The sequence below is a fragment of the Methylobacillus pratensis genome (assembly GCF_054072455.1).
On record NZ_JBSUSR010000004.1, the window covers coordinates 110912 to 137288 of the forward strand.

At 58.4% G+C, this 26377-nt stretch carries 28 protein-coding genes; 18 read left to right on the top strand and 10 right to left on the bottom strand.

What is annotated here, in order from left to right; translation table 11 throughout:
* Positions 1-39: 39 nt before the first annotated feature.
* The 6 genes from ACW4YW_RS10010 to flhD form a co-directional block, all read right to left on the bottom strand.
* Positions 40-588 (bottom strand): chemotaxis protein, encoded by a 549-nt coding sequence (locus ACW4YW_RS10010; RefSeq protein ID WP_457137401.1) that lies wholly within the window; start codon positions 586-588, stop codon positions 40-42.
* A gap of 67 nt (positions 589-655) precedes the next feature.
* Complete coding sequence (gene motB, locus ACW4YW_RS10015) at positions 656-1582, bottom strand: flagellar motor protein MotB (protein WP_457137402.1); 927 nt, start codon at positions 1580-1582, stop codon at positions 656-658.
* Between the two features lie 24 nt (positions 1583-1606).
* Positions 1607-2467 carry a flagellar motor stator protein MotA gene (gene motA, locus ACW4YW_RS10020; RefSeq protein ID WP_407996908.1) on the bottom strand — a complete coding sequence of 287 codons (861 nt, stop codon included), beginning with the start codon at positions 2465-2467 and terminating at the stop codon, positions 1607-1609.
* 159 nt (positions 2468-2626) lie between these two features.
* Entirely contained in the window at positions 2627-3421 is a 795-nt protein-coding gene (locus ACW4YW_RS10025) for a class I SAM-dependent methyltransferase (protein WP_457137403.1), read from the bottom strand.
* 42 nt (positions 3422-3463) lie between these two features.
* On the bottom strand, positions 3464-4012 hold the full coding sequence (gene flhC, locus ACW4YW_RS10030; RefSeq protein WP_457137404.1) for a flagellar transcriptional regulator FlhC: 549 nt from the start codon (positions 4010-4012) through the stop codon (positions 3464-3466).
* Positions 4013-4068: 56 nt separating this feature from the next.
* Complete coding sequence (flhD, locus tag ACW4YW_RS10035; RefSeq protein ID WP_011480164.1) at positions 4069-4386, bottom strand: flagellar transcriptional regulator FlhD; 318 nt, start codon at positions 4384-4386, stop codon at positions 4069-4071.
* Between the two features lie 566 nt (positions 4387-4952).
* Here flhD and flhB point away from each other — a divergent pair.
* The 7 genes from flhB to motD are packed head-to-tail and all read left to right on the top strand — an operon-like array spanning position 4953 to position 12675.
* Positions 4953-6098, top strand: coding sequence for a flagellar biosynthesis protein FlhB (gene flhB, locus ACW4YW_RS10040; protein WP_457137405.1), 1146 nt, complete (start codon positions 4953-4955; stop codon positions 6096-6098).
* Positions 6099-6101: 3 nt separating this feature from the next.
* Positions 6102-8174 (top strand): flagellar biosynthesis protein FlhA, encoded by a 2073-nt coding sequence (gene flhA / locus ACW4YW_RS10045; RefSeq protein WP_457137406.1) that lies wholly within the window; start codon positions 6102-6104, stop codon positions 8172-8174.
* Positions 8171-9565: a flagellar biosynthesis protein FlhF gene (gene flhF / locus ACW4YW_RS10050; protein WP_457137407.1), complete on the top strand. Its 1395-nt coding sequence runs from the start codon at positions 8171-8173 to the stop codon at positions 9563-9565. The genes flhA and flhF overlap by 4 nt, the downstream gene beginning before the upstream one ends.
* The gene (locus ACW4YW_RS10055; RefSeq protein ID WP_457137408.1) at positions 9562-10386 is read left to right on the top strand and encodes a MinD/ParA family ATP-binding protein; all 825 of its coding nucleotides are present in this window, start codon (positions 9562-9564) and stop codon (positions 10384-10386) included. Before flhF ends, ACW4YW_RS10055 begins: the two co-directional genes overlap by 4 nt.
* A gap of 13 nt (positions 10387-10399) precedes the next feature.
* Positions 10400-11134, top strand: a complete 735-nt coding sequence (locus ACW4YW_RS10060; protein ID WP_457137569.1) for an RNA polymerase sigma factor FliA — start codon at positions 10400-10402, stop codon at positions 11132-11134.
* Positions 11116-11856, top strand: coding sequence for a flagellar motor protein (locus ACW4YW_RS10065; protein WP_457137409.1), 741 nt, complete (start codon positions 11116-11118; stop codon positions 11854-11856). Before ACW4YW_RS10060 ends, ACW4YW_RS10065 begins: the two co-directional genes overlap by 19 nt.
* Before the next feature lie 12 nt (positions 11857-11868).
* On the top strand, positions 11869-12675 hold the full coding sequence (motD, locus tag ACW4YW_RS10070; protein WP_457137410.1) for a flagellar motor protein MotD: 807 nt from the start codon (positions 11869-11871) through the stop codon (positions 12673-12675).
* 47 nt (positions 12676-12722) lie between these two features.
* Here the strand turns inward: motD and ACW4YW_RS10075 are convergent, their stop codons facing one another.
* From ACW4YW_RS10075 to flgA, 3 genes are all read right to left on the bottom strand, one after another.
* A complete protein-coding gene (locus ACW4YW_RS10075; protein WP_457137411.1) occupies positions 12723-13172 on the bottom strand; it encodes a flagella synthesis protein FlgN in 450 nt (149 codons plus the stop codon).
* Positions 13173-13201: 29 nt separating this feature from the next.
* A complete protein-coding gene (gene flgM / locus ACW4YW_RS10080; RefSeq protein ID WP_457137412.1) occupies positions 13202-13504 on the bottom strand; it encodes a flagellar biosynthesis anti-sigma factor FlgM in 303 nt (100 codons plus the stop codon).
* Between the two features lie 160 nt (positions 13505-13664).
* Positions 13665-14372, bottom strand: a complete 708-nt coding sequence (gene flgA / locus ACW4YW_RS10085) for a flagellar basal body P-ring formation chaperone FlgA (RefSeq protein ID WP_457137413.1) — start codon at positions 14370-14372, stop codon at positions 13665-13667.
* Between the two features lie 232 nt (positions 14373-14604).
* Here flgA and flgB point away from each other — a divergent pair, with 232 nt between their 5' ends.
* The 11 genes from flgB to flgL all read left to right on the top strand — a co-directional run bounded on the left by flgB (position 14605) and on the right by flgL (position 24923).
* Positions 14605-15000, top strand: a complete 396-nt coding sequence (gene flgB / locus ACW4YW_RS10090; RefSeq protein ID WP_309566537.1) for a flagellar basal body rod protein FlgB — start codon at positions 14605-14607, stop codon at positions 14998-15000.
* A 32-nt stretch (positions 15001-15032) separates the two neighbouring features.
* Positions 15033-15440: a flagellar basal body rod protein FlgC gene (flgC, locus tag ACW4YW_RS10095; RefSeq protein WP_309566538.1), complete on the top strand. Its 408-nt coding sequence runs from the start codon at positions 15033-15035 to the stop codon at positions 15438-15440.
* A 31-nt stretch (positions 15441-15471) separates the two neighbouring features.
* Positions 15472-16158: a flagellar hook assembly protein FlgD gene (locus ACW4YW_RS10100; RefSeq protein WP_457137414.1), complete on the top strand. Its 687-nt coding sequence runs from the start codon at positions 15472-15474 to the stop codon at positions 16156-16158.
* 34 nt (positions 16159-16192) lie between these two features.
* Positions 16193-17446 (top strand): flagellar hook protein FlgE, encoded by a 1254-nt coding sequence (gene flgE, locus ACW4YW_RS10105; RefSeq protein WP_457137415.1) that lies wholly within the window; start codon positions 16193-16195, stop codon positions 17444-17446.
* A 240-nt stretch (positions 17447-17686) separates the two neighbouring features.
* The gene (gene flgF / locus ACW4YW_RS10110; protein ID WP_407993866.1) at positions 17687-18427 is read left to right on the top strand and encodes a flagellar basal-body rod protein FlgF; all 741 of its coding nucleotides are present in this window, start codon (positions 17687-17689) and stop codon (positions 18425-18427) included.
* 74 nt (positions 18428-18501) lie between these two features.
* Positions 18502-19287 (top strand): flagellar basal-body rod protein FlgG, encoded by a 786-nt coding sequence (gene flgG, locus ACW4YW_RS10115; protein ID WP_309566543.1) that lies wholly within the window; start codon positions 18502-18504, stop codon positions 19285-19287.
* Positions 19288-19321: 34 nt separating this feature from the next.
* Positions 19322-19990 (top strand): flagellar basal body L-ring protein FlgH, encoded by a 669-nt coding sequence (locus ACW4YW_RS10120; protein ID WP_457137416.1) that lies wholly within the window; start codon positions 19322-19324, stop codon positions 19988-19990.
* Between the two features lie 10 nt (positions 19991-20000).
* Positions 20001-21107 carry a flagellar basal body P-ring protein FlgI gene (locus ACW4YW_RS10125; protein WP_457137417.1) on the top strand — a complete coding sequence of 369 codons (1107 nt, stop codon included), beginning with the start codon at positions 20001-20003 and terminating at the stop codon, positions 21105-21107.
* A gap of 12 nt (positions 21108-21119) precedes the next feature.
* Positions 21120-22001 carry a flagellar assembly peptidoglycan hydrolase FlgJ gene (gene flgJ / locus ACW4YW_RS10130; protein WP_457137418.1) on the top strand — a complete coding sequence of 294 codons (882 nt, stop codon included), beginning with the start codon at positions 21120-21122 and terminating at the stop codon, positions 21999-22001.
* Between the two features lie 55 nt (positions 22002-22056).
* Entirely contained in the window at positions 22057-23994 is a 1938-nt protein-coding gene (gene flgK, locus ACW4YW_RS10135) for a flagellar hook-associated protein FlgK (protein WP_457137419.1), read from the top strand.
* Positions 23995-24008: 14 nt separating this feature from the next.
* On the top strand, positions 24009-24923 hold the full coding sequence (gene flgL, locus ACW4YW_RS10140) for a flagellar hook-associated protein FlgL (protein ID WP_457137420.1): 915 nt from the start codon (positions 24009-24011) through the stop codon (positions 24921-24923).
* A gap of 219 nt (positions 24924-25142) precedes the next feature.
* Here the strand turns inward: flgL and ACW4YW_RS10145 are convergent, their stop codons facing one another.
* Positions 25143-26360 carry an EAL and HDOD domain-containing protein gene (locus ACW4YW_RS10145; RefSeq protein WP_457137421.1) on the bottom strand — a complete coding sequence of 406 codons (1218 nt, stop codon included), beginning with the start codon at positions 26358-26360 and terminating at the stop codon, positions 25143-25145.
* Positions 26361-26377 lie beyond the last annotated feature (17 nt).

The following is a 26377-nucleotide window of genomic DNA, read 5'->3' on the forward strand; positions in this document are numbered from 1 at the left end:
TGCGCTCCGGCACGTTCCTGACATTGTTAAAAGAGAAACCTAAAAAAGCTCGATATCGCCCGCCCCCATATGCTGCTGATTCACGGACGACTGTAAATCGCGATGCATGGAGGCACGTTTTTCGTTGAGAGATTCGCTCATCTTTTGCAAAATGACGGCGATATCTTGATGCGAATGTCCGGCAACCAGGGACTCATGCTGGTCCGCCATTGCCAGCAGCAATAGCTTGAGCCCGCCGACTCGGGCGAGCGCGCGCGTCAACAATTGGTTGGTCATATCCTCGAACTGCATGCCGGTGACGACGCGGTTTACCTCGCTCTCGATCTGGCGGCTGTACATCGCCACCTCGGCAATATGCTGTTGAGATAATTGCGTGCTGACGCTCAGGCTCAACAATATCTGCTGCTGCGCCTGCGCCGCCCGGTTGATGGACATGAAGCCATCCACCAGCATGCTGATCGCTTCGCGCAGCAGCGCATTGGCCTGGCCCAGGTCAGTCTCCACGTGCTCCAGGTGCTCTTCGCCCCAGCCGCCAAGGCTGACCAGCAACTCTTTTAATTCATCTATCGGTATAGTCTGACTTGCCATATACACTATCCTGTCCAGACCGTATTCAATCTGTAAAAAACAAGAGAAAAGTCCCGCTTGATCAATATCAAGACTTGTTGAAAGTCTCGGTCAGCGCAGGCACATCGTCGGCGGCTTCCACTTCCGCCGAACCATTGTCGTTAATCGTTTCTTCCTCCGCCTTCTTGTTCATGATGATGATGCTGATGCGGCGGTTGATGGGATTGAGCGGGTTGTCCTTATCGAACAGCACCGCAGAGGACAAGCCCACTACCCGCAACAGCTTTTCTTCCTTCATGCCGCCGGAAACGAGTTCACGGCGCGAGGCGTTGGCACGGTCCGACGATAGCTCCCAGTTGCTGTAATAACGCTCACCGCTCGGATAGGGGGCCGAGTCGGTATGGCCGGAAAGGCTGATCTTGTTCGGCACGTCATTGAGCAACTGGCCGATCTCGTGCAGGATCTGGCGCGCGTACGGCTGGAGTTCCGCCTTGGAGGAAGCGAACATCGGGCGGTTCTGCTCATCCACGATCTGGATACGCAAGCCCTCCGTGGTGATGTCCAGCAACAGCTGCTTCTTGAACTGGCGCAACGTCGTGCTGGCCTCGATGGCTTCCTCAATGCGCTTCTTCAGCTCTTTGAGCTTTTCCAGCTCCGCCTTGGCCACTTCTTCCTTGGCCGTCTTCAGGTCGGGCTTTTTCTTGGCCTCGATATCCTCGGCCTTCCTGATCTGCCCCTGCTTCTTGGTCATGTCGTTGCCGCCGCCCTTGAGCACACTATCGCTGGCACCGGCGCCTGAGCCGCCCTGCATCGCCACCTTGAGCGGCGTCTTGAAATATTCCGAAATCCCCTCCAAGTCGGCCTTGGTGGTAGAACCCAGCAACCACATGAGGAGGAAGAACGCCATCATCGCCGTCACGAAATCGGCATAGGCAATTTTCCAAGCGCCGCCATGGCGTCCGCCACCATGCCTGTTGACGCGCTTGACGACAATCCGGACGTTTTCCTGGGCCATCTCGTTCTCCGCCGTTTCCGTTCCCTAGCGGGCCTTGGCCTGCTTGACGTGAGCTTCCAGTTCGGCGAACTCGGGGCGCTCGGTCGAGTACAGCACCTTGCGGCCGAACTCCACCGCAATCGCCGGGGCGTAGCTGTTCAGGCTGGCGAGGAAGGTCACCTTGGCGCACTGGAACATCTTGGATGACTCGTCGGCCTTGCGCTCCAGCAGGCTCGCCAGCGGGCCGACAAAGCCATAGGCGAGCAAAATGCCGAGGAAGGTTCCCACCAGTGCATGGGCAATCAGCATGCCGAGCTCGTTCGGCGGCAGCCCAACGGACTCCATGGTGTGCACCACCCCCATCACCGCCGCCACGATGCCGAATGCCGGCATGCCGTCGCCCAGGCGGGCAATACAATGGGAAGGCACCATGCTTTCATGGTGATGAGTGTCGATTTCGTTATCCATGAGGTTTTCGATCTGGAACGCATCCATGTTGCCCGAGGTCATCAGGCGCAGGTAATCGCAGATGAAGTCCATCAGGTGGTGGTCGGAAAGGATGTCCGGATACTTGGAGAAAATCTGGCTGGATTCGGGATTGTCGATGTCGCTCTCGATCGCCATCATCCCTTCGCGGCGGATCTTGGTGAGGATTTCAAACAGTAGCGCCAATAGATCCATATAGCGCGACTTGGTGTATTTCGAACCTTTGAATACGCTGGGCAGGGCCTTCAGCGTCGCCTTGATCGCTTTGGCATCATTACCAACCAGGAAGGCGCCAATGGCGGCCCCGCCGATCATGAGCAACTCTATTGGCTGGAACAGGGCGGCCAGATGCCCGCCCGCCATGGCGAAACCGCCAAACACACTTCCCAGTACTACCAGATACCCCGCTATCACCAGCATATCAGCAAGCTCCGCTCAGGCTTCACAGACCCGATTTCTTAAGTTCTTTTTCAGCATAGCAATCAAGCTGATGTTCTGATCGCGGTAATTGAAGTGCAATAACCCTTTATATCTGAATCATCTTGGCTTGAATGCCTCCTAGAGCGCAATGTCCCGCGCTTACAATTCCCATACGAAAATACTCGGGGCATCTAGCCTATCCTGAATCTGCAACTTGGGAGCCACTCCCGGAATCTCAAACTCATAACTGATAAGCAAACTACCTGCCTGCATTTCCTTCTTAGCCTTGCGCCAAACATCAGGCATCGCCGCCGGGGAGAGGTACGCAAACACTACGTCGTACTCAGAAAGATTAACGGCCTGGTAGTCGCCATACTTGAATGATGCGGGAGATTTTTTTAAGAAGGCCGATAAGACGCTAATCAGCCATGGTAAAGGCGCTAGCTCAATTCCAGCGCACCTGGCATTCGGGCATTCGCGGGCCAGGTAGATAACAAGCCCGCCCATGCCGCTGCCGATATCGAGTACGCTGACCGACCTGTCCGCCGGGACCAGTTCCTTGACCCGGCGCCAAGTCGCGGGCAGGGACGGATAGAAAGGCACCTGGGTGCGATACGTGCTCCAGAACAAAGCGAGGGTGAAACAAAACGCCAGCAGGTACAGCCATGCGGGCAATTGCCATTGCAGCATGACCAGGATCGCCAACGGGAACAACAGGTGTATCCACCGCCACCAAGCGGCCATAGCCAGCATGATGGACAACAGGCAGGCCGCCACCCCTTGCAGCAGGAACAGAGCCCAAACCGGCAAATCCCAGCCGAAACGCCACAACAACTGGCTAATGCACCAGACTGCCGCAAGCGCCGCCAATTGGATAAAAAAAGCCAGGATAGCGGGGGGAAACCGCTTCCTGGCACCACTCAACTCCGGGTTTGGCTCCTGCTCAATCGGCATGGGCAGGCTCCATTAAAAACTGTTGAAGCGACATATTCACGATTACGCAATCAATGCTGCGGCCTGCTCCTTGGCTTTCTTGGTCTTGCCGGCGCGTGAAGGCACATGGCAAAGGTTGCACTGATAGCGTTCATGGAGATCGTAGGCGTTCACGACAAACTCGCCGCCACAGCAGCTGCAGCGTTGCATTTTCAGCATATTGCTGTCGAGAAAACGGATCAGGGTCCAGGCGCGCGTCAGAGACAACACCACCTCTTCATCGTCCGGCTCGCTTCCCACCTGCTGCAGGTACAGCCTATAAGCCTTCATGACCGCCGTGATTCCCGACACGCCGGCGTGCTGGATCAGGAAGTGATAAATATTCACGAAAATCGAGGAATGGATATTCGGTTGCCAAGTCAGGAACCAGTCGGTCGAGAAGGGCAGCATTCCCTTTGGCGGCGACATGCCTTTGATTTCCTTATATAGCTTGATCAGGCGCTCGCGAGACAAGGTGGTTTGGGATTCGAGCAATTGCAGCCTCGCGCCAAGATGGATCATCTGGATGGCCAGCTGGATCTGTTCCGCTTCGTTGATGACGCTCTTACTCATGTTACCCCCTTGATACCCAATGAACTGCCGATGTCTACGACTGCATGCTTTTTATATCAGGCGATTTCCTCAACGCCCTGGCCTGCCATCAAGATGGCGGCATGGGCTTGTGCCTGCATGCGATCCTTGGTGTAGCTGGTCAGCATGCCCAGGATCGCAGTGTCATCGAAGCGGAAACGCGTGAGCATCATATTGAAGCTGCTCAGCTTCAGCAGCTGCGCATTGCTCAGACCTTCCAACAAATCCGCAATTTCCTGGCTCAGCCCAAGGCGGAAAATCGCACTCGCCTTGTCCGCACGAATCATTTGCTGCGCCAGCATCAGATAACTGAGGTTAGCATCCTTGATTTCCGCCATGATTTCTTGCTCGTTCATTTTCTAGCTCCCTTGCTTAGAAGTCAGCGCTGCTATGTGCAGTGCAGGTGAGGCGTACTTTGAACTTTTTGAGATAGGGGAAAAACTGGTGTCTGTCGGTTTTTTACGTAAGACGAACGAACACAGCCGATACAGCGTTTGTCTTACAAACGCTGTATCGGCCTTGGGAGATAAGGCTTCCAGAGGAGGAGTACTGCTAATTTTCAGGTACTAACTCAATCTAACGATTTGCATCCCTCAAAATATTTTTTGCAACCATATCTGCTTAACGGCAGCGCTTGGTCAATCTTTAGGGCAAATTTAAAAAAATTTGCGAAAATTTTATAAGCCATTAATTAATATGGAAATTTATTTGAAAAAATTTTCCATACAGTACATCTATCGGCATGGTTTACCCAAACTTTAGGAATTTCTTTAAATAATTTTTAACTTTTTTATCAGGAATAACTGGTTTTCCCCCTTCTATTCTTCGATTTCATTGCTTTCTTCGTGACGAATAATGCAGCCATCGTGAAAGGCAACGTGTACAGGAAATACATATTGCCTGCATCAGAGGACGGACGAGCATGGCGCAAGATAGTGATTTGGAAAAAACGGAACAGCCCACGCCGCGGCGCATAGAAAAAGCCCGCGAAGATGGCGACGTGCCGCGTTCGCGCGAGTTTTCCACTTGCGTCGTGCTGATGGCGGGCGGCCTTGGCCTCATGATGCTGGGCGGCCGGCTCAACCAAGCCATGCTGAGCAATATGAACAGCAACCTGCGCATCAGCCGCGAGGCTGCCTTCGACTTCAGCCTGTTGCTCAGCAAGATTGCGAGCGGCATCCTGGAGTTGCTGATTGCGTTTGCGCCCCTGGTCCTGTTGCTGTTGGTCGTGATTGTAGGCGCCCCGGTACTGGTAGGCGGCTGGAACTTCAGCAACAAGGCCTTCACTCCCAAGTTCGGCAAGCTCAACCCGCTCAACGGCATCAAGAACCTGTTTTCGAAGAATTCGCTGGTGGAGCTGGTCAAAGCCATATTGAAGGCAACGCTGGTAGGCACTGTTTCCTACATGGTGATGGCGCACGACTTCGACACTCTGCTCTCGCTGTCTACACAATCCCTGGAAACCGGTATCGCCCAGGTGGACGGCATCCTGATCAAGGGATTCCTCTCCATCGTGTCGGCACTGGTGCTGATTGCGCTGATCGACGTGCCCTACCAGCGCTGGAGCTACAACAACAAGCTCAAGATGACCAAGGAAGAGGTCAAGCAGGAAGCCAAGGAGAGCGACGGCAACCCGCAGATCAAGGGACGTATCCGTCAGCAGCAACGTGAAATGGCGCGCCGCCGCATGATGGCCGAGATTCCCAAGGCAGACGTGGTGATCACCAACCCGACCCACTATGCCGTCGCCATCAAGTATGACGACCAATCCATGGCGGCGCCGCGCGTGATCGCCAAGGGCGCGGACGATATCGCACTCAAGATCAGGGAAATCGCCGGCGAGCATAAAGTCGCGATCCTTGAATCCCCCAAGCTGGCGCGGGCGCTTTTCGCCCATACCGAACTGGGCGATGAAATCCCGCAGGCGCTCTATGCCGCCGTCGCCGAAATTCTGGCTTATATTTTCCAGCTACGCAGCTACAAGACGCATGGCGGCTATTACCCCGACATGCCGACCGCATTGGACGTGCCGGACGCGATGGACCCCCATATGAAAGGAGCCAACTAAGTCATGAACGCTTTCAAACTCCCTTCGTGGCTGAACGGCGGAGCCTCGATGGCGGCTCCCATCATTATCATCATGCTGCTCGCCATGATGATCCTGCCATTGCCGGCGATCGCGCTGGATGCCTTGTTCAGTTTCAATATCGCGCTCTCCATCCTGGTGCTGCTGGTCGGCCTGCAAACCTCCAAGCCTCTGGATTTCATCGCCTTCCCGACCGTGTTGCTGGTCACCACCATGCTGCGCCTTTCGCTCAACGTGGCCTCCACCCGTGTCGTATTGACGGAAGGACACACCGGCCCGGATGCGGCCGGCAAGGTGATCGAAGCGTTCGGCCACTTCCTGATCGGCGGCAACTATACCGTGGGGATTGTGGTATTCATTATCCTGACCATCATCAACTTCGTCGTCGTCACCAAGGGTGCGGGCCGGATTGCGGAAGTCGGCGCGCGGTTCACGCTGGATGCGATGCCCGGCAAGCAAATGGCGATCGATGCGGACCTGAATGCCGGCCTGATCGGCGAAGAAGAGGCACGCAGTCGCCGCAAGGAAATTGGCCAGGAAGCCGAGTTCTACGGCGCCATGGATGGTGCCAGCAAGTATGTGCGCGGCGATGCGGTGGCGGGCATCCTGGTGATCGTGATCAATATCCTCGGGGGCTTGATCGTCGGCATGGTTCAGCACGACCTCAGCTTCGCCGACGCGGTCAAGAACTATACCCTGCTGGCGATCGGCGATGGCCTTGTGGCGCAGATTCCAGCCCTGATCATTTCGGTGGCCGCTGGCGTCGTCGTGTCCCGGGTTGCCGACGATCGCGACATCGGCAACCAGTTGACGGAACAGCTGTTTGCCAATCCCCGCGCCATCTATATCACCGCTGCCATCATTGCCGGCCTGGGCCTGATCCCAGGCATGCCCCATTTCGCCTTCCTGCTGCTTGCAGGCTTGCTCGCCGGCATCGCCTATACGGCCGAAAAGAAACAGCAAGTCAAGGAAGCCGAACCTGAAAAGGCGCCTGCGCCGGTCACCGATTCCCCGGAAGCCAGCTGGGACGACGTGATGCCTGTGGATGTCATCGGACTGGAAGTCGGCTACCGGCTGATTCCCCTCGTCGATGTCGCCCAGGGCGGCGACTTGTTGAAACGCATCAAGGGATTGCGCAAGAAATTCGCCCAGGAAGTCGGCTTCCTGCCCCCGCCCATCCATATCCGCGACAACCTGGAGCTGCGCCCTGCGGGCTACCGCATTACATTGAAAGGCGTCGAGATCGGCAATGGCGAATCCTTTCCCGGACAATACCTGGCGATCGACCCTGGCAACGTCACCGGCCCGCTCAGCGGCACGGCCACGACCGACCCCGCATTCGGGCTGCCAGCGGTATGGATCGAGGCCAACATCCGCGACCAGGCGCAAGCCATGGGTTATACCGTGGTCGACACCAGCACGGTGATCGCCACCCACCTCAACCATATGATCACTTCGCACGCGGCGGAATTGCTGGGCCGCCAGGAAGTGCAGCAATTGCTCGACCACGTGGGCAAGGAATCGCCCAAGCTGGTGGAAGACCTGGTGCCCAAGGCGCTCAGCCTGTCCAGCGTGCAGAAAGTGCTGCAGAACCTGCTAATGGAAGGCGTGCATATCCGCGACATGCGCACCATCATCGAGACCCTGTCCGAGCATGGCCCGCGCACCCAGGACACCGACGAGCTCACCTCGCTGGTACGCATCCAGCTCGGGCGCGCCATCGTGCAGCAGCTGTTCCCCACCGGCAACGAGGTGCCGGTCATGACGCTGGACCACAACCTGGAACGCTTGCTGATGCAGGCATTGCAAGCCAGCGCCAATGGCGGCGCGGCCATCGAGCCAGGGCTGGCGGAGACCCTCTCGACCCAGACCGCCAATGCGGCCAAGCAGCAGGAACAAATGGGCCTGGCCCCGGTATTGCTGGTTCCCGGCTCACTGCGTACCGCACTATCCAGATTCCTGCGCCGCGCGGCTCCGCGCCTGCGCGTGCTTTCGCATGAAGAACTTCCTGACACCAAAACCATACGCGTTACCAGCCTAATTGGAGGCCAAGCATGAACATCAAACGTTACTTCGGAAAAAACTCCCGCGAAGCCCTGAACATGGTGAAGCAAGAACTGGGAGCCAATGCCGTCATCCTCTCCAACCGTGCCGTCGAAGGCGGTAACGAAATCCTGGCGTTCCGCGAGGAGGATATGGCGACGCTGGTGGCGCGCGACAAGCCGAAGCCGGCCGCCGCCAAGGCGCAGGCTCCTGCGCCAGAGGTGGAAGAAACCCTGGTATCCATGCTGAGCCGCAACCAGCGCATCCTGAAAACGGCGGAACCGCTGAACCACCAGGCGCTGCAGCAACAGCGCGCGCAAGCCGCAAGCAAGCAGTCCGTACGCCCAGATATCCAGGCAGCCGCGCCCCAAGTCGCCAAGCCCCTGGTGAAGAACAACGCCCAGCCGGTAACCGAACAGACCGCTCAAGACCGCATGGCCCAGCGTGAAATGGCCAATATGATGCAGGAGCTGCGCTCGATGCGCGGCGCCATCGAGTCGCAGCTGACCGAAATCACCTGGACCAATATCCAGCAACGCGACCCGGTCAAATCCAATGTGCTCGGCAAGATGATCTCGGCGGGGTTCAGCGCCGGCCTCTCGCGCCAGATTGCCGAAAAAGTCCCTGCGGGCCACAGCGAGGCCGAAGCCATGAAATGGCTGCACAACGTGATCAGCAACAACATCAACACCATCACCGACGAACAGCAGATCCTCGACCAGGGCGGCATTTATGCGCTGGTCGGCCCGACCGGCGTCGGCAAGACCACCACCACCGCCAAACTTGCCGCTCGCTTCGTGATGAAGCACGGCCCCGGCAAGCTGGCCCTGATCACGACAGATTCCTACCGCATAGGCGGGCACGAGCAATTGCGCATCTACGGCAAAATCCTCGGCGTCATGGTGCATGCCGTCAAGGACGAAGCCGACCTGCGCATTGCCCTGAACGAGCTCAAGGGCAAGCACACCATCCTGATCGACACGGTCGGCGTCAGCCAACGTGACCGCATGGTGGCGGAACAAATTGCCATGCTGTCCAAGACCGGCCTGCCGATCAAGAAGATCCTGTGCATGAACGCCACCAGCTCCGGCGAAACCCTGGCCGACGTCATGGACGTCTACAAACGCTACGGCCTGGACGGCGGCATCATCACCAAGCTGGACGAGGCTGCCTCGATCGGCAGCGTGCTCGACATCATCATCCGCGAACGCCTCAAGCTGTATTACGTCGCCAACGGCCAGCGCGTGCCGGAAGACATCCATCTCGCCAACAATAATTTTCTTGCGCATCATGCATTCAAGATGACGCGCAAAAAGGCGGAGCAATTCCAGTTCCGTGATGCGGAAATGCCGTTCCTGATGGCCAACATCGCCAGCAGCGGCAAAATCGCAGGAGGCCTGGCATGAACCAGCAGCATAAAGACCAGGCGGCCGGCCTGCGCCGCCTCATGGCAGGCCCCAAGCCCAGGATCATCTCCCTGCTTTCCGCGGCTAGCAAGCCCGAGCATGCCAGGTTCATGACCAACCTTGCCGCCCCGCTTTACCGGCAAGGCAACAAGGTGCTGATCGTGGAGGCGACCAGCGCACTGATGCACGAGGTCGGCCATTACGGCATCAATGCAGAGCAGGGAACATTGCTGGAGGCCATCATGCGGCCGGAGCTGCACCAGCCGTTAATAAACAATGACAGCCAGGGCTATTCTGTTGCAAAATTGCTGTCAGGAAATTCCGCTGGCCGTTTTCTGCAAAACGACAACATCAAACAGCAGCTCGAGCGGGTATTCCTTGCCATGGCGAGCCAGCACGACATCGTTCTGGTAGATGCGGCGCTCAACGTTGAAGACGCCATGCCGCTGGACGTACTACATCATGGGGAGATACTGATACACATGACACGGGATGTCGGTTCCATTACCCAGGCTTACACCCTGATCAAGCAACTATGCGGCCAGATAGGCCGGCGCTCCTTCGACATCGTGGTGTCGCATGCCAGCGAGGCGCAGGCGCGTGTCGTCTTCAACAACATTGCAGAAGTGGCGCGCCGGCACCTTTATATCGAGCTCAACTTTGCCGGACTGATTCCGTCCGACGAACATTTGGGCATCGCCGCGAAACTCGGCCGCAGCGTCATCGAAGCCTTCCCCATGACCAAGGCTGCGGCAGCATTTAAGGCACTAGCGGGCAAAATAGACCATAATCATGGTTTATTGGAAACGTCGCTCAGCTAAGAGGACCCAAGTGATGTACACCTTGCATGGAAAAACCAGCCCGAAGGAAGATCTGCTGAAGCAGCATGCAAGCCTGGTCAAGAAAATTGCTTACCAGCTCAAGGCCAAGCTGCCCGCCAGCGTCGACATCGACGACCTGATACAGGCCGGCATGATGGGGCTGCTCGATGCCACCAACCGCTATGAAGACAACCATGGCGCGCAGTTCGAGACCTATGCCGCGCAGCGCATCCGCGGCTCCATGATCGACGAGTTGCGCCGTGCCGACTGGCTGCCGCGCAGCGTGCGCAAGAACATGCGCGATGTCGAGACGGCCGTGCACCAGCTGGAGCAGAAACTCGGCCGACCGCCCACCGAGGGCGAAGTTGCGCGCGAACTCAACCTTTCCATGGATGATTTCCATGAAATGCTGGACGACTGCAGCGGCCACCAGCTCATCTATTACGAAGACTTCAGCGAGCAGGACAGCGGCGACCACTTCCTGGACCGCTATCAATCCGATGACTCGGGAGACCCGCTGAGGGCCTTGCTTTCCACCGACTTCCGCGAAGCATTGATCGACGCCATTGACTCGCTGCCGGAACGCGAGAAAATCCTCATGGGCCTCTACTACGAACAAGAAATGAACCTCAAGGAAATCGGCGCCATCATGAGCGTATCCGAATCCCGGGTTTGCCAATTGCACACCCAGGCGGTTGCACGCCTGCGCGCCAACCTGAAAGAGAAGTTGTGGACTGGAGCAGCCTAGGCGGCATACTCCTCGCCCTCGCCGGCATCCTGCTTGGACAAGCGCTCGAAGGCGGCAGGTTCAGTTCGCTCATTCAGCCGGCCGCATTCATGATCGTGCTGTTCGGCACCATAGGCGCGGTGCTGTTGCAAACCCGCCCCGTGTTCTTCATCCAGGGGATACGTCTATTGAAATGGGTGGTGTTGCCCCCGGCGGACGACAGGGAAAAGCTGGCGCGCCGCATCAGTACCTGGAGTCAGATTGCGCGCAAGGACGGCATCCTGCTGCTGGAAAACCATATGTACTCGGAACCGGACCCCTTCGTGAAAACGGCATTGCGCCTGGTGATAGACGGCACTCCCCCCGAGAAGATCCGCGATATCTGCAACGTGGATATCAACCGCTATGAGGCAGCGCAACGCAATGCGGTCAGAATATGGGAAGCGGCCGGCGGCTACGCCCCGACCATCGGCATCCTGGGCGCAGTACTCGGCCTGATCCACGTCATGGAGAACCTTTCCGACCCAAGCAAGCTGGGCAGCGGCATCGCGATTGCCTTCGTTGCGACCATCTACGGCGTCGGCTTTGCCAACCTGCTCTTCCTGCCCGTCGCCAACAAGCTCAAGGCGCTTGTGCAATTGGAGACCACGCGCCGCGAAATGGTGGTCGAAGGCATGGTGGGAATCGCGAATGGCGAGAACCACAAGATTGTGGAAGAGCGCTTGAATGCGTACTTACGCTGATCTCAGGGCGATATGGGAAGAAGAAGAAAATTTGAGGACGAACCGGACAACCATGACCGTTGGCTAGTCTCGTATGCCGACTTCATTACCCTGCTGTTCGCCTTCTTCGTGGTCATGTATGGCATCTCGTCGGTCAACGACCAAAAATACAAGGAGCTCACCTCCGCGTTGGGCAGCGCATTCAGCGGCGCCCCGACAGACAAGGAGCCGAGCCCTCCGCCCGACACCCAGTCCCCGGCCAGCAAAAATATCCTCAAGACCCCGCCTACCAGCTCATTGATCAACGCCCTGCCGCTGGCACGTCTGCAAAAGGAAAAACAGCGCCAGGAACAGGAAAACATCAGCGCCATGATTGCCAGCCTGAACCGCACACTTGGCAGCCTGGCCACGAACGGCAAGATCAACATCAGCAAGACCAGCCGGGGCGTGCGCATCGACATTGCCGACGGCGTGCTGTTCCAGGCAGGCTCGGCCGCCATCAAGACGGAAGCAAATGCTCCCATCAATGAAATCACCCAGGTGCTGGCGGACCAGCAGTATGCCATCCAGGTGGAAGGCCACACCGACAACGCCCCGATCAGCAATGCCCAGTTTCCCTCAAACTGGGAGCTGTCTTCGATGCGTGCCACCAGCGTAGTACGCAAGATGATAGAAAACGGCATCGACGCAGAACGGCTCAGCGCGATCGGTTATAGCGACACGCAACCCGTCGCTGACAACGAGACCTCCGAGGGACGCGCGCAGAACCGCCGCGTCTCTATCATGGTGCTCTACCGCAAACCCGAGAAACTCCAGGCAGCGGCGGATATCCAGCAATAAAAAAGCCGGGAAATCTCCCGGCTTTTCGTTATCCTTGCGCTAGCGTTTCAGGCATGAGCATTGTAGAGACCTGACCCCGAACTGGCCTGGCCGTTCGGGCCGTAGAACTGTCCTGCGGAAGGCGGCCTGCCCAAGGTGTCGAGCACCTGCTGGTTGCGATGGAACTGTTTGTTGATCAGGACGCCATTCACGCGGTTGAGCTCTTTGGCCTGGTCTATCAGGCCCTGGAACCTGCCCCAGGATTCCTGGATGGCTGCATCCTGGACTGCGATCCAGGCGGCAAGGCCGCGCTCGTCCGTACCGAAACCCAAGGCAGCCACCGCTTGGTAACGGGCCTGGGTAGTGGCGTTGATGTCCTGCAAGACGCGGGACTTTTCATTGAGCAAGCCTTCCATGGCATCCACATCCACCTTGACCAGGCAAGCCTGCTCGCGCTTCAAAAGCTCCAGCAGGTTATCGGTCAATGCAATTTCATGCTCGAAGCTGGCTGTGGACATGTCAGGATACCCTTTCTTCCTGCGCAGCCTTAACGTTGGGCTGTCAACAGGTCTTTTACTGTGTTGATAAGGCCATCTGCGACCTTTTCAGAGTCAACCCTGAACTGGCCGCTGGAAATGGCAGATTTGATCGCGCTGACTTTGTCCGCGTCATATACTTGCTCATTGGCTCCGGCGGCTTCTATGGATTGCAATTGCGCAGCCAAGGGGGACAAGGTGACACTTTCGCCAGCAACAGGCGTCTTGGTCTCGCTGGTGCGAGGAGCATGCCTGTTCTCAGTCTTGTCATTGCTAAGCGCAACCGCTTTCTGAAGTGCGTCATCAATTTTCATGGCAATTCCTTAAGCTAGTTTCATCTACGGCAAAACCGCATACCGATATATTGCTCTTATCGGCGGCATTTTTGTTAACTTTAGTAAAAAAGTTTAAAGCCTTTTGCCAAAGTCACAAAGCCCGTATCGAAAACGCCTTGAGTATGCTATGCAAACTGCGCTAGAAAATGACCTCAATCAAGCCGCCCTGGCGCGCCAGTCCGCTGACTACCTGGCCGTTGCCCACCTTCACCTTCACACGCTGGCCTTCGCCCGCGTTGCTCAGCGCCGTGCCTTCCGCCGACACCCTGAAGCCTTCGCCTATGGTGTTGAGCACTACTTTCTGCCCCTGCTGCACGACCGGCAATATGCGCAGCATCTCCTGCCGCAGCACCGTGCCTGCGCTCAGCGGCACGTATACCGCCCGCCCGACTGCCTGGCTCGCATCCGTGAACACGCCGGGCGGCAGCTTGGCGAGATCCCCCTGGCTCTTGGCCAGGTCCTGCTCGGTAATAATATGCCCTTGCGCGAGCGGGCCTGCGGCAATCAGGTATTCCGCCATGACCTGCACATTGGCCTGTACATAGATGGTCCAGACTTGCGGCGCATTGCAGCGCACGCCCACGCTGGTCCGTCCCCAGATCTTGCTGCCGGGGGGCAATGACATCTGCAGGTTGTCGCAACTTGCCAGCTTGAGGCGCGAGTCCACGGCGACTGCCGATACCGACACCTTGCCGGGCAAACCCGCGCTCTGGCTCAACAAGAACTGCTCCACCTGGACCCGCAGCTGCGTCAAATCCTGGTGATTGGCCGCTGCATGCACCGGCATCCCGCACAGGCAAGCAATCAGCAAGGCAGCGATACGCCCAGTGATATATACTCGCTTCATTGCACCCCTCCTCGGCTCCGGGTTGGCACTATTCATTCAGGATAGTGGTTGGAATTCAGATCAAGGTGCATTTTACTGAGGCATGCAAGTACATAAGCAGGAAACAAGAGGGGAATTTCCCCGTTGTTCATGCAATGGAATTTGCACGACAGGTTCTAGACTCGCAATCATCTGAAATAACGGCAGTCGCACGCATTTCTTGACCGCCGCCGTTAGCAAGGGAGGTTGTACGATGAACAAGCTGGATGCCGCACTCAATTTCCATGAAACCGCGCTACGCGTGCGCGGGCAACGCCAGGAACTGCTGGCGGCCAATATCGCCAATGCCGACACCCCGGGCTACAAGGCGCGCGACATCAATTTTGCTGACACTTTCAAGCAGGCCCTTGCCGGCGCCTCCGGCGGACTGAAAGCCGACACCACCAATCCCGGCCATATTCCCGCCACCGCCAGCCATCAGAACGGCGTGCTGTACCGCTCCATTATCCAGGGCAGCGTCGACGGCAATACGGTCGACATGGACGTGGAACGCAACCAGTTCGCCGACAACGCATTACGCTACGAAGCCAGCGCCACCATGATCAGCGGACAGATCAAGAAGCTGCTGTCCGCGATACAAGGCCAGTAATGGCGGCTGCCTAAATCTTGAAGGAGACGTGAATGTCACTTTTTAATGTATTCAATATTTCCGGGTCGGCCATGAGTGCGCAGGGCCAGCGCCTGAACGTCGTGGCAAGCAACCTGGCCAACGCCGATAGCGTGACCAGCTCCAACGGCCAGCCCTACCGCGCCAAGCATATTGTGTTTTCCGCCGTGCCGGTGAACCCCAACGGCGATGCGCAAGGCGTCAAGGTGCAGCAGGTCGTGGAAGACCAGGCGCCGCCGCAGCTCAAGTACGATCCCAAGCACCCCCTGGCTGACGCCAACGGCTATGTCGCCATGCCCAACGTCAACGTCACCGAAGAGATGGTCAACATGATCTCGGCATCCAGGTCGTACCAGAACAATGTTGAAACCATGAACGCGGCCAAATCCATGCTGCTCAAGACCCTGACCATCGGCCAATAAACCTCAAGAACCCTGAAAGCGAGTAACGATCATGGCAAGCACCTCAGGTATTTCCGACTCACTGCTCACCAGCATGAACGGCACTAGCTCCACCAGCAGTGCCAGCAGCATTTCCGAAACCCAGGACCGGTTCATGAAGCTGCTGATCGCGCAGATGAAGAACCAGGACCCGCTCAACCCGATGGACAACGCCGAGGTGACGAGCCAGATGGCGCAACTGTCCACCGTAACCGGGATCGAGAAGATGAACGCCACGCTGTCCACCTTCATCAGCAGCATGCAGGCGACACAGGCCCTGCAGGCTTCCAGCCTGATCGGCAACACTGTACTGGTGGAAGGCAACAGCACCTATCTCGCCCCTACCGAAACCGAGGGCGAGTCCGCTGCCTATTTCGGCGTCGAGCTGCCCGTCGGTGCGGACAAGCTCACCGTCAATATCAAGGACAGCTCGGGCGCGGTGGTGAAAACCATCACCGTGACCAACCAGCAAGCCGGCATCACGCCCCTGGGCTGGAATGGCTATGGCGACGACGGCTCGAAACTGACAGACGGCCGCTATACCATCGAAGCGACCGCCACCACGGGCAACAGCACCGTTGCGTCGACCACATTAAGTTACGAACAGGTGATGAGCGTGTCCACCGGCAGCGACGGCGTCAAGCTCAACCTGAGCAATTTGGCAGCAATTACCACAGACCAGATCAAGCAGATTTTCTAACCACAACCCAGGTATCTACCACCAGGAGAACAACATGGCTTTCCAACAGGGTTTGAGCGGGCTCAACGCCGCTTCCAAGAACATTGAAGTCATCGGCAACAACGTTGCCAATGCGAGCACCGTGGGCTTCAAGCAATCACGCACGGAGTTCGCTGACGTCTATGCCAACTCCCTGGGCGGCGGCAACGCGTCCAAGATCGGCATCGGCACCAAGATCGCCGCAATCACCCAGCAGTTCACGCAAGGCAACATTTCCAACTCGCAAAACCCGCTGGACGTGGCCATCAACGGCAACGGTTTCTTCCGCATGAGCGACAACGGCACCATCACTTACAGCCGCAACGGCCAGTTCCAGCTGGATAAGGACGGCTATATCCAAAATGCGTCCGGACAGCGCCTGACAGGATATGCCCTGGTCAACGGCCAAATCCAGACCGGCGCCCTGACTGAACTGCGCATTGATGCTTCCGACCTAGCCCCGCGCACCACCACATCCATTACCGGCCCTCTGAACCTGGATTCACGCGCGGACATCCTGGACCCAGACCTGTTCGACATCAACGACCCCAGCACTTACAGCCACTCGACCCCGATCGAGGTATTCGATTCGCTGGGCAATTCGCATGCGGTGCAGCTGTATTACCTCAAGACGGGTGTTGATACTGCTGCCACCCCTGCCACGACCACATGGAGCATCATGGCAAGCGCAGACGGCGTCCAGACGCCCGTAGGTACGCCTCCCGTCGCTGTCGGCACCATGGTGTTCACCGGCTCGGGTATCAATCCCACGATAACGCCAGCGACCCCGAACATCAGCATCCCGGTCGGAACCGGCGGTCTCACCCCCATGTCGGTCACGCTGAACCTGGCTGGCAGCACCCAGTTCGCAAACTCCTTCAGCGAAAGCGACCTCGGGCAGGATGGTTACAGCGCAGGCCGCCTGTCGAGCTTCAGCATAGGATCCGACGGCTCCATTCTCGGCCGCTACTCCAACGGTCAAAGCACGGTACTGGGCCAAGTCGCCCTCGCCAATTTTCGCAACCTCAACGGCCTCCAGCCATTGGGCGACAACCAGTGGGCTGAAACTTCCGAGTCCGGCCCTCCCATCGTCGGCGTCGCCAACTCCGGCGGGCTGGGCGTGCTGCAATCCTACCGTTTGGAGGATTCCAACGTCGACCTGACGGCTGAACTGGTCAATATGATCACGGCGCAGCGCGTCTACCAGGCCAATGCGCAAACCATCAAGACCGAGGACCAGATCATGCAGACCTTGGTCAACCTGCGTTGATTGATTGAACATGGTTTCGCCTTCAAGCGTATAACCGCCTTGGGCTGCCTTGCCGTGCGAAAAGCACTATCTGCGGCAGCCCATCTTCTACGTAAGAATGCAAAGCCATTCGAACCATTAGCCATTAAAAGCGGCTGACAAACTCAGCGAAGTAATCTGGCGCAGACAGTACAAGCGGTACAGCAAGACAACAACGCCAACAGAGTTTTATAGCCGCTATTTAAAAAGAAAGGAACCACCATGGACCGTCTGATCTATACCGCCATGACCGGCCTGAAACACATCATGGAGCAGCAATCGACCACGGCCAACAACCTGGCGAACTCCACGACGACCGGCTTCCGTGCCCAGATAGACAGTTTCCGTGCGGTTCCGGTATTGAGCGACGGCCTGCCTACCCGCGCATTCGTTGTCGATGCCACGGTAGGCACGAATTTCAACAGTGGCGTCATCAACACCACCGGCCGCGAGCTCGACGTCGCCATCCGCGACCGCGGCTGGTTCGCGGTGCAAAGGCCGGATGGCACCGAGGCTTACACCCGCAACGGCAATTTCAAGCTGAACGAGAACGGCGTCCTGCAAACCCAGGACGGCCTCACGGTCGTAGGCGACGGCGGCCCGATCACGATCCCGCCCGAGGCCAAGATTGCGATTGCCAATGACGGCACCGTCTCCGCCGTTGCCACCAATGTGGTGCCGCTGTTCACCAACCTCATAGGCCGGCTGAAGCTGGTCAACCCGAATGACGCGGACCTGGTGCGCGGAACGGACGGCCTGTTCGAAACCAAGAACCGCCAGCCCCTCAACGCCGACGCCACGGTGACGGTGGCAAGCGGCGCGCTGGAAGGCAGCAATGTGAACGTCGTGGAGGAAATGGTCAACATGATCTCCCAGGCGCGCCAGTTCGACCTGCAAACCAAGTTGATCCAGAACGCGGAGAATAACGCCACAAAAGCGGGTCAGATCTTCAGTTTAAGTTGAGCGGTGCTGGAGTAGCATAGTCTTAAATTCCAGAATCCCGGCAGCCCGATGCTGCCATTGCAAAGGAGCAGACCATGATACGTTCGCTATGGATCGCCAAGACCGGCCTTGATGCCCAGCAAACGCAGATGGACGTGATTGCCAACAACCTGGCCAACGTCAGCACCAACGGCTTCAAGAAAACCCGCGCCGTATTCGAGGACCTGCTCTACCAGAACATCCGCCAGCCCGGCGCGCAATCCTCCCAGCAGACCCAGCTGCCTTCGGGCCTGCAACTGGGTACCGGCGTACGTCCTGTGGCGACCGAGCGCATCCATATCCAGGGCAACCTGCAGCAGACCGGCAACAACAAGGACGTCGCCATCAGCGGCGAAGGTTTCTTCCAGGTATTGCTCCCTGACGGCTCCACAGCTTATACCCGCGATGGCGCTTTCCAGCTAGATAACCAAGGCCAGCTGGTCACGGCCAGCGGTTTCACCGTGCAGCCTGCCATTATCGTCCCCCCCAATGCGTTGAGCCTCACGGTAGCGCGCGACGGCACGGTGTCCGTGGTGTTGCCGGACAATCCGAACAATGCCGTGCAGATCGGCACCTTCCAGCTGGCGACCTTCATCAATCCGGCCGGCCTGCAGTCGCGCGGCGAGAACCTGTATATCGAAACCGCCGCTTCCGGGGCCGCCAACATCAACCAGCCCGGCATGAACGGCACCGGCTTGCTGATACACCAATACCTGGAAACGTCCAACGTCAACGTGGCGGAAGAGCTGGTCAGCATGATCCAGACCCAGCGCGCCTACGAGATCAACAGCAAGGCGATCTCCACTTCGGACCAGATGCTGCAACGCCTGTCGCAACTGTAATCCCGGCATGAACATGGGCGGCAAAGGACAATATATGCAATCGCTTATCTCTTCAAGGACCTGGCTGGCATTGGGCCTGTTGCTGCTCGGCAGCGGCTGCGCCGTCACCCCCAAGACCATTACGCAGGCCCCCAATACTGCGCGCCCGGTGGCGCCAGTTCAAACAGCCTACAATAGTGGCGGCATCTACAGCCCGGCGACCTACCGCCCTTTACTTGAAGACAAGCGCGCACGCCTGGTCGGAGACACCATCGTCATCAACATCACCGAGAACACTTCCGCCACCAAGTCAGGTACCAATTCCGCCAGCAAGTCGGGCGCGGTCAATGCCGGCATCACCGGCTTGTTCGGCCACAACGTGCCCAAGGCAAGCTTCAATGCCGCCTCGGACAACTCCTACGACGACGCCGCCGCATCCAATTCTCGCAACGTGTTTACCGGCACCATCAGCGCCACCGTGACGGAAGTCCTGCCCAACGGCCACTTGGTCGTCAGCGGCGAGAAACAGGTGGCGTTCGACCGCGGCACCGAATTCGTGCGGTTTTCAGGCGTGGTGGACCCGATGTATGTCGCAGCCGGCAATACAGTCGCCTCGAGCCGCGTTGCCGACGCACGCATTGAATACCGCACCAACAGCAATATGGACGCTGCCCAGGTGATGTCCATCCTCACCCGCTTCTTCCTGAGCTTTGTGCCTTTGTAAGGTTGACACCATGACACTTACACGCCCTCTCGCCCTGATCTCCGCACTCGCTGCCTTATTGCTGGCCCTGCCGGCCGATGCGGAGCGCATCAAGGACCTCACCACCATCCAGGGCGTGCGCTCCAACCAGCTCATCGGCTATGGCCTGGTCGTCGGCCTGGACGGCACGGGTGACCAAACCACGCAAACCCCGTTCACGGTGCAAAGCATCGTCAGCATGATGCAGCAGATGGGCATCAACCTGCCCAGCGGCACCAACCTGCAATTGCGCAACGTGGCCGCCGTGATGGTCACCGGCAACTTGCCGCCCTTCGCCCAGCCCGGCCAGAACATGGACGTCACGGTATCCTCAATGGGCAACGCGCGCAGCCTGCGCGGCGGCACCCTGCTCATGACCCCGCTCAAGGGCGCCGACAACCAAGTGTATGCCATGGCCCAGGGCAACCTCGTCATCGGCGGCGCTGGGGCCGGCGCCAGCGGCACCAGCACGCAGATCAACCACCTTGGTGCAGGACGCATTTCAGCCGGCGCCATCGTGGAACGCGCCGTGCCTAGCCAGCTGACCGAAACCAGTACCATCAGGCTCGAGCTCAAGGAAGCAGATTTCTCCACCGCCAGCATGGTGGTCGACGCCATCAACAAGCGCTTCGGCAATGGCACCGCCACGCCGCTCGATGGGCGCGTGATCCAGGTACAGCCTCCCATGGACACCAACAGGATTGCCTTCATCGGCAATCTGGAGAACCTCGACGTCAAGCCATCCCAGGGCCCGGCCAAGGTGATCCTCAACGCGCGCACCGGCTCCGTGGTAATGAACCAGGCCGTGACACTGGACGATTGCGCCATTTCCCATGGCAACCTCTCCGTGGTCATCAACACCGCGCCCGCCATCAGCCAGCCAGGCCCATTCTCTGGCGGGCAGACGGTGGCTACCCAGGTTTCCCAGGTGGAAATCAACAAGGAACCGGGCAAGGTCATCAAGCTGGACAAGGGCACCTCGCTTGCCGACGTGGTGAAGGCGCTGAATGCCATCGGCGCCACGCCGCAGGATCTGCTGGCCATCCTGCAGGCCATGAAGGCGGCGGGCTCGCTGCGTGCCGACCTGGAAATCATCTAGGAGCACGGCGACATGGCTGCCTACAATCTCAATTCGGATATCAACGGCAGGATGGCGGCCGATGCCAACAGCCTGAACAACCTGAAATACGCTGCGCGCGACAACAGCCCGGAATCGATCAAGGCCGCGGCAGTGCAGTTCGAAGCCTTGATGATCAACATGATGCTGAAAAGCATGCGCGACGCCACGCCCAAGGAAAGCATGTTCGACAGCGAGCAAAGCCGCACCTTTACTTCAATGCTAGATCAGCAGCTCAGCCAGCAGATAGCCAACCGCGGCACCGGCCTTGCGGACATGCTGGCCCGCCAGTTGCAAGGGAAGCTGACCAGCGTGCCACCGGAAGCGCTGGATTCCCTGGCCCCCACTCCGAGAAGCATGCCGCTCAATGCGAGCCAGCCGGCGGCCAGCGTCACTAGCACCAATCAAGCCCTGCCGCAGAATGCGCGTGAATTCGTGCAGCAGATGAGCCAGCATGCGGAGGCGGCCAGCCAGGACAGCGGCATCCCCGCCCACCTGATGCTGGGCCAGGCGGCCCTGGAAACCGGCTGGGGCAAGCGCCAGATTACAGGCGCCGACGGCACTGCCAGCAACAACCTGTTCGGCATCAAGGCCGGGCCGAACTGGAAAGGCAAGACGGTAGACGCGCTCACCACCGAATATATCAACGGCGTGCCGCAAAAGCGCATCGAGAAATTCCGCGCCTATGACTCCTATGCCGATTCGTTCCGCGACTTTGCCAACATGATGCGCAACAATCCGCGCTATGAGAATGTACTGGGCAATACCGACAGCCCCGCTGGCTACGCCCAGGCGATGCAGGACGCGGGCTATGCCACCGATCCCCAATATGCCAGCAAGTTGCGGCGGGTGATCGAAAACGTCACGGCCGCTTAAAGTTTACAAATTTTATGCCGTTCACCCACTTACGTAACCTTGATCGATACGCCCCATGTCCAATATATTCAACATCGGCAAAACTGCACTCAATGCCGCCCAGGTAGGCATCAGCGTCACAGGGCACAACATCGCCAATGCCAATACCGATGGCTATTCGCGCCAGGTGATCGTGCAGTCCACCGGCCAGGCGCAGAACTGGGGTTTCGGCTATCTGGGCAACGGAACGCAGGTCGACACGGTCAAGCGCATCTACAACGACTTGCTGTCGCGCCAGATCAACAACAGCCAGTCCATCGCCAGCTCGATCAATACCCAGCTTTCCAATATCAACCAGATCAACAACATGCTGGCCGACTCGGAAGCAGGCATTTCCCCCGCGATCCAGGATTTCTTCGACTCGATCAACGACCTGTCGTCAGCGCCCAACGACGCGGCGTCGCGCCAGGCCATGCTATCCAACGCGGAAGCCTTGGTGAGCCGCTTCAACAGCCTGGGAACCCGCTTGCAGGAAATGCAGAGTTCGGTGAATTCGCAGCTTACCGCCAGCGTCAATACGGTCAACCATTACGCCAAGGAAATCGCGCGGCTCAACGAAGCCATCGATCTGGCGGCGACCAGCACGGGCCAGCCGCCGAACGACCTGCTGGACCAGCGCGACCAATTGGTGCTCGCGCTGAACAAGGAAATCAAGGGTACCGTCGTGGTGCAGGACGGCAACAAATACAATATCTCCATCGGCAACGGCATCCCGCTGGTCAACGGACTGACCTCCTATTCACTCACCACGGTCAACTCGCCCACCAACCCGGGCAAGCTGGAAGTCGCCTACCAGGTGGGCTCGACCGTCTCCATCCTCGCCGAGCAGAGCCTGCAGGGCGGCGTGATCGGCGGCTTGATCGAATACCGCCGCGAATCCCTGGACAAGGCCCAGAATACATTGGGGCAGATTGCCGTCGCACTGGCGCAATCGTTCAATACCCAGCACCAGCAAGGCCTGACCAACAACAACGTGCAGGGCGGCAATTTCTTCAACATCCCCTCGCCGCAGGTGAATGCCAGCAGCCGCAATACCGGCAATGCCGATATTTCCAGCAGCATTACCGATGCCAACCTGTTGACGGCAAGCGACTACCGCCTGCGCTATGACGGGTCGAACTACATCGTCACCCGCCTCAGCGACAATACCGTGCAAACCTTCAGCAGCCTGCCGCAGACGATAGACGGCGTCAGCTTCATCCTGGCAGGCGGCGCCATGAACACGGGCGATGAATTCCTCATCAGGCCGACAGCCAATGCGGCGACCGATCTCTCCGTGGCAGTCAAGCAGATCGCAGACATCGCCGCCGGCGCACCCGTCATCGCGACTTCGGCTGCGAGCGGCAACACCGGCAGCGGCGCGATCAGCGGCGCCACAGTGAGCAACGGCTACGCCAGCGCCCCGCTCGCGAGCCCTTTCACCCTGAGCTACAACAGCGGCGACCTGAGCGGCTTCCCCGCCGGCGAGGCCATCACGGTCACCACCAGCGCGGGCGTCACCACGACCTACCCGGCAGGCAGCACAGTCCCGTACAGCGCCGGCGCCACTATCAGCGTGGCAGGCATCAGCTTCAGCCTGAGCGGCGCCCCTGCGGATGGCGACCAGTTCACGATTGCGGCCAATACCAGCAATGCCGCGGGCGATAACCGCAACGCGCTGCAGCTGGCTGCCTTGCAAACCGCGAAGACCATGCTCAGCGGCACCGCGTCTTACCAGGACACCTTCAATCAGTTGGTCAGCTATATCGGCAATCGCACTCGCGAGCTGCAAGTCACGGGCGCTGCCGAGGATGCGCTGCTGGCACAATCGATTACCGCGCAGCAAAGCGAATCCGGCGTCAACCTGGATGAAGAGGCAGTCAACCTGATCCGCTACCAGCAAGCCTACCAGGCGGCAGGCAAGGTGATGCAGATTGCCAGCACGCTGTTTGAAACAGTGCTATCGATTAGATAAACGAGGAACGTGTCATGCGTATCAGCACCAACACCCTATACCAGAATGGCCTGAACAGACTCTCGCAGCTGCAGGTTGAGCAAGACCGCCTCATGCAGCAGATTTCGAGCAAGAAGCGCATCCTGACCCCTGCCGATGACCCTGTAGGCGCCGCACGCGCGCTGGAATTGCAAAACGCGCAACGCGTCAACACGCAATTCGAGCGCAACCGCATGTTCGCCGAAAACGGCATGAACGCGATAGAAGGCAACCTGCAAAGTGTCACGGACCTGCTGATTGCAGCCAAGGCCAGGCTCACCGAGGCAGGCAACGCCTCCTATGACGACACCCAGCGCAGCTATATCGCCATTGACCTGAAAAACGATCTCGAAGCGCTGGTCGGCCTGGCCAACGCCCAGGACGGCAGCGGCAACTACCTGTATGCCGGCTACAGCACGGACACCGTGCCCTACACGCTCAATGCGGCAGGCGCCACCTACAACGGCGACAACCAGGTCCGCCAATTGCAGGTATCCAATACCCGCCAACTGCCGGTTGCCGACAACGGCCCCAATGTATTCCAGGCGAACGGCAACGACATATTTGCCGCATTGGCGACCATTACCGACTTGCTGCAGACCCCGGTAAGCAGCCCGGCCGACGCCCAGGCGTTGCAGGACGGGCTGGCGGCGGCCAGCAACGCCTTGCAAGGCACGCTGGACAATGTGCTCACCGTGCGGGCCCGCAATGGTTCTGCCCTCAAGGAAATCACGGCGCTCAATAGCGACGGCGACAGCCGCGAGCTGCAATATGCCAAGTCGCTATCGGAATTGCAGGATCTCGATTATGCCAAGGCATTGTCCGACCTGGCCAAGCAGCAGACTGTGCTCGAGGCCGCGCAGAAGGCTTTCGTTGCCACCACCAGCCTTTCCCTGTTCAACTTGATCTAGATGATCCCAAGCGCGGCCAACAACATTCTCATAGCGTTGTTGCCGTGCCTTGTCCTACTACTTGTACCGCCTGCGGCAGAGCGCCTAGCCAGAACCGCTTCGCTGGGTTTTGTTAGCCGCGCCAAGTCGAGCCGGGACTGACCAACGGCACCAGCCATTTTCAAACAAAAAGCCGGAGGAACACTCCGGATTTTTGTTTGCTCCGCAGACTAGAAGATGCTATACCCCCAGCGCCTCCACCCATGCCAGGGCCGCGATATGCGAGTCATTGACCTTGTTCGGGTCAAGCTGCAGACTTTCCGCCAGGGCAATGATGCGGCTGTTGTCCTGGTTCTCGCATGCCTCCGCCAGTTGCAGGAACGGCCCGTAGACGCCCTGTCGGCGCAGCAAGGCATCCTGGATGGCATCTGGCAGGTCTATCTTTTCCAGCACCTTTTCCATCGGCATTTCCAGCATCAGGTCGAGCATGGAGAACACGCCGGTCACAAACAGGTTGTCGCGCCCGGTCTTGTCGAAATAGCCCTCCCCGAGGAGTTCGGTCAGCCGGCCGCGCGTGATCGAGGTTTTCATCAGCGCCGGCGCGGCGGAGTTTTCTCCTGCCGTCACCATCAGCAAGGTCAGCCAGCGATACAACTGCTTGGTGCCGATAATCGTGAGCGCATGGCGCAGCGATTGTATTTCGCAGGACAAGCCGAACCCGACGGAGTTGATATAGCGCAGCAGCTTGAACGACAGTGCGGCATCACGCTTGAAGCCGTTCTCGATATCGGGCATGTCGGCATCGCGGCTGATCATGTTCAGCAGGTCCAGCACGGCGGAAAACGCAGGATTGATCACCTTGGCGGTGAAGGTCTCGGTATGGGCGAAATAGAAGCCCTGGATCAGGTGGAAGCCAATATGGTGGCAAGCCTCATACTGGTTGTGATGCTCGACCCTCTCCGCCACCACCGTGACGCCGAGAATCTGGTATTCCAGGAAGCGCCGCGCCACTTCGTCCATGGTATAGGCGAGGATATCGATCTTGACGTAATCGGCATAATCGATCAGCGCCGAGCCCACCAACGACTCGCCCTTGTCCTTGAGCGCGATCCGGTAGCCGCGCTGGCGCAGGAACTGGCAGCGCTCCAGCACTGCATTGCTCGGCGCCACCAATGACTCCAGCTCGAGCACGGCCTTTGCCGGAGGCAATAGCTCCAGGAGCTCACTGTGCAGCATTTCCTCGCTGATGTTGAGGAAGGCCAGCTTGTCGCCCAGCAGCCATTGGGTTCCCATGTCGTTGATGGTGTTCATCAGCACGCGGTTGCAGGCCTGCAGGCTGTTTTCGTATACCGCGGTCGTCGCCTCGGCGCTATGGCGGAAGAACAGCTCGTAAGCTACGATCTCCTGCGACGGGTTCATGATGGGTTGACGGCCGATATATGCCTGATCTTGTTCCATACAATCAAAATTTCCAG